This is a genomic window from Variovorax sp. GW531-E2 (assembly GCF_059423125.1).
On record NZ_JBWKXQ010000109.1, the window covers coordinates 1 to 6,756 of the forward strand.

Sequence of the window (6,756 nt, forward strand, 5' to 3'; positions counted from 1 at the left end):
TCCTCCCCCGCCGCCTCCGCCACACCCCGTCAGCAGGCCGGCCAGGGCGAGCGCCATCGCGCCGGCGGTGGCGGCCAGGGCCCGCGAGCGCCGCGACGCGTGTGCATTGCGAAAGGCCATCGGGTCCTCCTGGCGTCCGCGGTGACGGACAGTGCTGATCGGTTTTTGTTCGGGGCGCGGGGGCGGGACGCTCGCCCGCTACTGGATGAAGCCCATGCCGCGCGATTCGCGCACCTCGGGCTTGATGCGGTGCTCGGCTTCGAGCTGTTCGAGAAACTCCGCCGCCGAGAACTCGGCCGCGAGGATGTCGGTCTGCCGCTTCACGGCCGCGAAATCGCCCGGGCACAGCTGCGACAGCAGCGCCAGGCGCGCGCGCACCTCGCCGGTGAGCAGGGCCGCGTCGCCCGCAAGCGCCTCGGTGACGAACATGCGCTCACGCTGGGCCGCGGTGAGCGGCATGAACTTGATCTTGAAGGTGAAGCGCCGCAGCGCCGCCTGGTCGAGCCGGTCGAGCAGGTTGGTGGTGCACACGAACACGCCGCGAAAGCGCTCCATGCCCTGCAGCATCTCGTTGACCTCGGTGACCTCGTAGGTACGCTGCGCGCCGCGCCGGTCCTGCAGGAACGAATCGGCCTCGTCGAGCAGCAGCACGGCCTTCTCGGACTCGGCCTCCTTGAACATGGCGGCCATGTTCTGCTCGGTCTCACCGACGTACTTGCTCATGAGGTCGCTGGCCTGCTTGACGATGAGCGGGCGGCCCACGGCCTTGGCGATGTGCTCGGCCAGCGCGGTCTTGCCGGTGCCGGGCGCGCCGTAGAAGCACAGCGTGCCGTGGCCGCGCGCCTTCAACGCCTCGACGATGCGCGGGATCTCGAAGCGGGTTTCGACATGGAGCATGTCCAGGTCGTAGGAGGTGACGCTGCGGCGCTCGGCCGGGCTCTTGTCGAGCGTGCCGAGTGCGAGGTCGGCGTTGCGCAGCTGGCGCTCGATGAGGGCCTCGACCGAAGCCTCGTCGGTCTTCGCCAGGCCGGCAAAGCGCACGGCGGTGCGGATCTGTGCGGGCGTGAGGCCCTTGCGCTCGGCCAGCTTGGCGGTGAAGGCCTCGGACACGACCACGCCTTCGAGCGTCTTCTTCACGAGCTGCTCGCGCGCGCCGGGCGGCGGCGACTTGAGCTCCAGGTGGTAGGCGAAGCGGCGGCGGAAGGCGGGATCGATCTGCTCGATGCGGTTGGTGACCCACAGCGTGGGCACGGGGTTGGCCTCGAGGATCTGGTTGACCCAGGCCTTGCCGCTCACGCTGCCGCTGGCGGGCGCGGGGACCTGCTCGGCGCGCGCCATGAACTGCGCGGCCTCGGTGCTGATGGGCGGGAACACATCTTCGACCTCGTCGAACAACAGCGCGGCCTGCGCGCTGCCCTTGAGGAAGACCTGCGCGATCTGCAGCGAGCGGTAGCGGTCACGGCCGCTGAGCGAGTTGCCGTCGCGGTCGGCGTACTCGACCTCGAAGAGCTCAAGGCCCGCGGCCTGCGCGACCACCTTGGCCAGCTCGGTCTTGCCGGTGCCGGGTGGGCCGTAAAGCAGCACGTTGACGCCGGGCTCCTTGCGCGCGACGGCCGCGCGCAGCAGCGTGACGAGCATCTGTGCGTCTTCCTGCACGAAGGAGAAGTCGTGCGGCGTGAGCGCGCTCTTGGCCGAGGGCCGCGTGAACACGGCCATCAGCTCGTTGTGGTCGCGGTACTCGCGCATCAGCACGGGCGGCAGCTTCTCGCTGACCTTCATGAGGTCGGCGAGGTCGGTGATGTTGTGCTCGGAGATGAGGTTCTCGACGAGGCCGATGCGCTCCAGCCGCGAGCCCGCGCGCAGCGCCTCGCCCACTTCGCTCGCGTTGACGCCCGCGATGTCGGCGATGGCGGCGTAGGCCTCGGGCGCGTTGTTGACCTTGAACTCGACCAGCAGCGAGCGCAGGTCGCGCTGGTAGCGCGCGAGCGTGCCGTACAGCAGCAGCGCGCGCTCGGCCTTGTTGAGTTGCAAGAGGCCCGCGAGCGCATCGATGTTCTTCTCGACCAGCGTCGACTGCTTGCGCAGCGCGTGCGTGAGCCAGTCGCGCGTGACGGCCAGCACCGAGAGCAGGTCTTTGGGCTGGTCTTTCGCGTACTCGTCGAGGTAGAAGAACAGCGTGCCTTCTTCATACGGGCCGCGCCACACGCCGTGGCGTTCGAGCAGCGTGCGGCCGTCGAAATCTTCGACGCCCTTCCACGCTTCGTTGCCCGCACAGCGGCGGCCCAGGAACTCGCGCAATCGCTGCAGCACCGCGGCGGGCCACACGAGGTGACGCCCGGTGAGCGAGAGCAATCCGTTGATATCGCGCCGCACATTGAAGCGCGGCCCCTGCTTGGCGGCGAGCGTGAGCACGAAGTGCGAGCACATGAGCTCGAGCACCGGTGCTTCCTTGAGGCCGGGCGAAGGCAAGGCCTGCCCGCGCACCGCAGCAGCCACCACATCGACACCCGCACGCTTGACCATCAGGCAACCTCCTGCGAGGAAATACTTGGAGCGACCATAACGCAGACTTTTGGCTTCGGGAAGACGCCGAAAGAGTAAAAACCCTGATCCGCTGGATTCCAGCCACAATGCGCGCCATGGTCGGAATCGAAGCTATCCGTCGCGCCGCGGCGCGCCTGCAGGGCCAGGTGCTCAACACGCCCTGCGTGGAGTCGCGCACGCTCTCTGAAATCGTGGGTGCGCAGGTGTTCCTCAAGTTCGAGAACCTGCAGTTCACGTCCTCCTTCAAGGAGCGCGGAGCGTGCAACAAGCTGGTCGATCTGTCCGAAGGCGGCACGCGCGGCGTGATCGCCATGTCGGCCGGCAACCATGCGCAGGGTGTGGCTTATCACGCGCAGCGGCTGGGCCTGCGCGCACTCATCGTGATGCCGCGCTTCACGCCCGGCGTGAAGATCGAGCGCACGCGCGGCTTCGGCGCCGAGGTGGTGCTGCACGGCGACACGCTCGACGCGGCGCGCGCCCATGCGCTGGCACTGGCCGAGCGCGAAGGCCTGACCTTCGTGCACCCGTACGACGACGAAGCCATCATTGCCGGCCAGGGCACGATCGCGCTCGAGATGCTCGACGCCGTGCCCGACCTCGACACGCTGGTGGTGGCAGTCGGCGGCGGCGGGCTCATCGCCGGCATGGCCGTCGCGGCGCGCGAGATCAAGCCCGGCATCGAGATCGTCGGCGTGCAGACGCAGCGCTTTCCGGCGATGGTGAATGCCGTCAAGGGCACGCACCACGCGCAGGGCACGAGCACGATCGCCGAAGGCATCGCGGTCGGCACGCCCGGCGTGCTGACGCGGGAGATCATCGCCGCCAAGGTCGACGACCTGCTGCTGGTGGACGAAGGCGACATCGAGCAGGGCGTGCTGATGCTGCTGGAGATCGAAAAGACCCTGGTCGAAGGCGCGGGCGCGGCCGGCCTGGCGGCGCTGATCCGCCACCCGGAACGCTTTCGCGGCAAGCGCGTGGGCCTGGTGCTGTCGGGCGGCAACATCGATCCGCTGCTGCTCGCGGCCATCATCGAGCGTGGCATGGTGCGCGCCGGGCGGCTCGCCCGGGTGCGCGTCAGCGCGCGCGACGTGCCGGGCTCGCTGGCCCAGATCACGGCCACTGTGGCCGAAGCGGGCGCTAACGTCGACGAGGTGCACCACCAGCGCGCCTTCACCATGCTGGCGGCGCAGAATGTCGACGTCGAGCTGGTGCTGCAAACGCGCGGCCGAGCCCACCTGGCGAGCGTGTTGAGTGCCCTGAAAGACGCCGGTTTCGAAGCGGTGGAGCAGCACTGAGGGCTCCTCGCAACCCCCTAGACCCGCTGACGGCGCCTCGCCGGTAAAATGGCGGGAGTTTTGTCATTTGCGGTTGACTGCATTTGATGCGTTGTCATTTGCGTATTCGAGGTATTTCCCGATGTCCCATCCCACCCCCGCCGAGCACGGCCACGCTGCCGCCGCCGAACATGACGCCGTCGAATCGGTCGTTCACCTGATGCCGCTCGTGCTCCCGCTGGCTGGCGGCGTGCTGATGCTGCTGCTGGCGTCGATCGCCGTTTTTCTCGCCTGAACTGACAGGCTTTCGCGCTTTTGTCCGCGGGCTGTGCGGCCCGCGTTGACGCAATCTCCCGAAGCGAAACGTTTTCTCAAACGGACCTCCGTGCCTGGTCAGGCGCGGCGCCCCGTTCGGAAAGACGATTTTTCAACTTAGGAGATTTCCGATGAACGCACCCACGATGAAGGGCCTTCCCATTCAGGCGCCCTCATACGTCAAGAACGCCAAGCTGATCGCCTGGGTGGCCGAGATGGCCGCGCTGTGCAAACCCGACGCCATCCACTGGTGCGACGGCAGCAAGGAAGAATACGACCGCCTCTGCCAGCAACTGGTCGACGCCGGCACCTTCAAGAAACTGAACCCCGCCAAGCGCCCGGGCTCGTTCCTCGCGATGTCCGATCCGAGCGACGTGGCACGCGTCGAAGACCGCACCTTCATCTGCTCCGCACAGAAGGAAAACGCCGGCCCCACCAACAACTGGATGGCCCCGGCCGAAATGCGCGCGACGCTGCAGCCCCTGTTCGACGGCTGCATGAAAGGCCGCACCATGTACGTGGTGCCGTTCAGCATGGGTCCGCTGGGCTCGCCCATTGCGCACATCGGCATCGAGCTGTCCGACAGCCCCTACGTGGCCGTCAACATGCGCATCATGACCCGCATGGGCAAGGCCGTGTACGAAGTGCTGGGCACCGATGGCGAGTTCGTGCCGTGCGTCCACACCGTGGGCGCACCGCTCGAGGCCGGCCAGAAGGACGTGACCTGGCCCTGCAACACCACCAAGTACATCGTTCACTACCCCGAAACGCGCGAGATCTGGAGCTATGGCTCGGGCTACGGCGGCAACGCGCTGCTGGGCAAGAAGTGCTTCGCGCTGCGCATCGCCTCGAACATGGGCCGCGACGAAGGCTGGCTGGCCGAGCACATGCTGATCCTCGGCGTGACCAGCCCTGAAGGCAAGAAGCACCACGTGGCCGCCGCCTTCCCGAGCGCCTGCGGCAAGACCAACTTCGCGATGCTGATCCCGCCGGCGGGCTTCGACGGCTGGAAGGTCACGACCATCGGTGACGACATCGCCTGGATCAAGCCGCAAGCCGACGGCACGCTGCGCGCCATCAACCCCGAAGCCGGCTACTTCGGCGTGGCCCCGGGCACCAACGACCTGACCAACCCGAACTGCATGGCCAGCCTGCACCGTGACGTGATCTTCACGAACGTGGCGCTGACCGACGACGGCGACGTCTGGTGGGAAGGCATGGGCGACGCGCCCGCGCATTGCATCGACTGGCAAGGCAAGGAGTGGACTCCGCAGATCGCCAAGGAAACCGGCGCCAAGGCCGCCCACCCGAACGCGCGCTTCACCGTCGCCGCCACCAACAACCCCGCGCTCGACGAAGCCTGGGACGATCCGAAGGGCGTGAAGATCGACGCCTTCATCTTCGGCGGCCGCCGTTCGACGACCGTGCCGCTGGTCACCGAAGCCCGCAACTGGGTCGAAGGCGTCTATATGGCCGCCACGATGGGCTCGGAAACCACCGCTGCGGCCGCCGGCCAGCAGGGCGTGGTGCGCCGCGATCCGTTCGCCATGCTGCCGTTCATGGGCTACAACATGAGCGACTACTTCCAGCACTGGCTCGACCTGGGCAAGAAGCTGCAAGCCTCGGGCGCCCAGCTGCCGAAGATCTACACGACCAACTGGTTCCGCAAGGGCGCGGACGGCAAGTTCGTCTGGCCAGGCTACGGCGAGAACATGCGCGTGCTGAAGTGGATGATCGACCGCGTGGAAGGCAAGGCGACGGAAGGTGTCGAGCACATCACCGGCGTGAGCCCGCGTTATGAAGATCTGAACTGGACTGGCCTGGATTTCAGCGCCGAGCAGTTCGCTACCGTCACGAGCATCGACAAGGCGGCCTGGCAGGCTGAGCTGAAGCTGCACACGGAGCTGTTCCAGCAGTTGGCGCACCATCTGCCGAAGGAACTGCCGGAGACGAAGGCTGCGATTGAGCAGCGGCTGGCGGCTTAAGTAAGCTCTTCTCGCGGGCTCATGAAGCCTGCGAAGTGCGGGTTTTGAAGGCCCAATAGAAAGCCCGATGAGTTCATCTCATCGGGCTTTTTTTTGTTTTGGACGCAGGTCAATTGTCGCCGCGGCAGGTGATTCCAGGGCATGGCGGCGTTTTCGCCGATGTCGAGCGCGCGTTGCAGACGGCGCGCAAGCGTTTAGCTGGCTTGGAGCGCGACCCAGTGAAGCACGCACGCCATGCGATGAAGGTGCTGATGAAGTTCAAGCTTCTGGAGCTGCACGCGGTGCCACACGCTGAGTCGGATGCGTGGCTAGCTGGGACGCCGTATTTCGAGCTGATCCGGGCTCGATTCTTTGCCGATGCGTCGCTGGTCGATCTGACGGGAGACCTGTTGTCGGAGCTGATTGCAGTTGGCGCAGCACAGTCCGATGCTTTGGGAGTTCGCAACGCCTGATTGGCGGATGTTCGCTGCAATAAAAATGCGCCTTCTCGTTCGAGTTGGCGCTTTTTCTTTGTCTGTCTATCTGCTTGCCCGTGCTTTGCGAGCTCTTTGTCCTTGCTTTGCGCAAAGCAAAAAACCCCAGTCATTGCTGACTGGGGTTTTCTGGGCTGTAAGAGCCTGACGATGACCTACTTTCAC

Annotated in this window: 5 protein-coding genes; 4 read left to right on the forward strand and 1 reads right to left on the reverse strand. The window is 66.2% G+C overall.

Going from position 1 to position 6,756, the window contains the following annotated elements:
* Positions 1–198: 198 nt before the first annotated feature.
* Positions 199–2,523 carry an ATP-binding protein gene (locus AC07XP_RS31780; RefSeq protein ID WP_495266905.1) on the reverse strand — a complete coding sequence of 775 codons (2,325 nt, stop codon included), beginning with the start codon at positions 2,521–2,523 and terminating at the stop codon, positions 199–201.
* Positions 2,524–2,639: 116 nt separating this feature from the next.
* On the opposite strand from AC07XP_RS31780, the gene AC07XP_RS31785 reads away from it, so the two are divergent.
* From AC07XP_RS31785 to AC07XP_RS31800, 4 genes are all read left to right on the forward strand, one after another.
* Complete coding sequence (locus tag AC07XP_RS31785) at positions 2,640–3,839, forward strand: threonine ammonia-lyase (protein WP_169805105.1); 1,200 nt, start codon at positions 2,640–2,642, stop codon at positions 3,837–3,839.
* 121 nt (positions 3,840–3,960) lie between these two features.
* Positions 3,961–4,113, forward strand: coding sequence for a hypothetical protein (locus AC07XP_RS31790; RefSeq protein WP_169805104.1), 153 nt, complete (start codon positions 3,961–3,963; stop codon positions 4,111–4,113).
* A 151-nt stretch (positions 4,114–4,264) separates the two neighbouring features.
* A complete protein-coding gene (locus tag AC07XP_RS31795) occupies positions 4,265–6,118 on the forward strand; it encodes a phosphoenolpyruvate carboxykinase (GTP) (RefSeq protein WP_139703565.1) in 1,854 nt (617 codons plus the stop codon).
* A gap of 113 nt (positions 6,119–6,231) precedes the next feature.
* Positions 6,232–6,570, forward strand: a complete 339-nt coding sequence (locus tag AC07XP_RS31800; protein WP_495266906.1) for a hypothetical protein — start codon at positions 6,232–6,234, stop codon at positions 6,568–6,570.
* Positions 6,571–6,756 lie beyond the last annotated feature (186 nt).